This window comes from Camelimonas sp. FR25, assembly GCF_059740505.1.
The window spans coordinates 1-1,194 of record NZ_JCAWFG010000058.1; the positions used below are offsets into that span (position 1 = coordinate 1).

Annotated in this window: 1 protein-coding gene; it reads left to right on the forward strand. The window is 64.2% G+C overall.

The window, feature by feature from the left end; all coding sequences use genetic code 11:
* Positions 1 to 288 precede the first annotated feature (288 nt).
* Positions 289 to 633: a thermonuclease family protein gene (locus tag AC6A67_RS07235; protein WP_498035878.1), complete on the forward strand. Its 345-nt coding sequence runs from the start codon at positions 289 to 291 to the stop codon at positions 631 to 633.
* The last annotated feature ends 561 nt before the right edge of the window (positions 634 to 1,194 follow it).

Consider the following 1,194-nt stretch of genomic DNA (forward strand, 5'->3'; position numbering starts at 1 on the left):
CGGCGGGGCCCTGGCAGGCGCGCAGCGCGCCAACGCGCTGCCAGGGCCTGTGAGCTGCGAACGGCATGCTCCCAATGAATGCGGAAATGGGCAAGGCCGGGCCGCTCGCGATCGCCGCGATCACACTGCCGTCTCGCCCGTACAGGTCATGCCATGAGACTGCCAATCGCCCTCCTCACCTGGTGCGTGATTTCAGCGCCAGTCTGCGCCGAAACCGTGGCTGGCCGCGCCTCGGTGATAGATGGCGATACGATTGAGATTCACGGCGTCCGGTTCCGCCTCCATGGCATTGATGCTCCCGAAAGCGGTCAGGTCTGCTGGGATGCGGACAGGCGCGACATGCCATGGGGGCGCATGGCCGCTTTCCATCTCGCTCACCTCACGGCAAGCTCAGCCGTCACATGCCATGTGACTGGAGCTGATCGTTACTATCGGAAAATCGCCAGATGCAGCGTTCAGGGCAAGGATCTGGGCGCGGCCATGGTGGAGGCAGGGATGGCCCTCGCCTACCGTCGCTATTCGCACGACTATGTGGCTGCCGAAATGACAGCCCGCGCTTCAGCGACGGGCATGTGGGGCTACGACTGCCTGCCCCCATGGGAGTGGCGGGCCCTTGAAAAAGGCAGGCGCTGATCTGTCCGCACGGGTCTTCCCGGCGCCTCGCCCGGACCGGCCATTCACTGCGGCCACTTCGCCCACGACCGCCATGAGTGCCCGCCAGACAACGTCAGGATGCAGCGCTTGCCCTTCTGGGGCCTTCCCCGGAATTCGTTGAGAGTGCCGCAGCAAGCCCGATAGCTGGAACAGGTCATGCCGTTTCATGCGCCTGATCTGCCACCCGTCATCCTGATGGGATATGCGAATGCCGGGGTCGGGTGGACCACCTCTGTAACCGGGCCGCCCGGGCGTTCGCCAGGTCGCCCCGGAAGGCCGAGGCCACAGCCGGCGGCTGCCGCAGTTGGCCCGATACAGGAACCCCACGCATTCGGCGCAAGCGCCAGATCGTAAGAACAGGGAGACGACGATGCCATCCGGTCATGATCTCAAAGGGCTGATCAGGTTCCTGGAGCGCGAAGAGTGGCGTGAGTGCTTTGAAGAGGTGTTCAACTGTCACCTCGGCCCCGTGCTGGATGCCGGCGACATCGAATTCGATGACCTTGCCGAAACTCTCGGTGAGGACTGGGCCATGACACT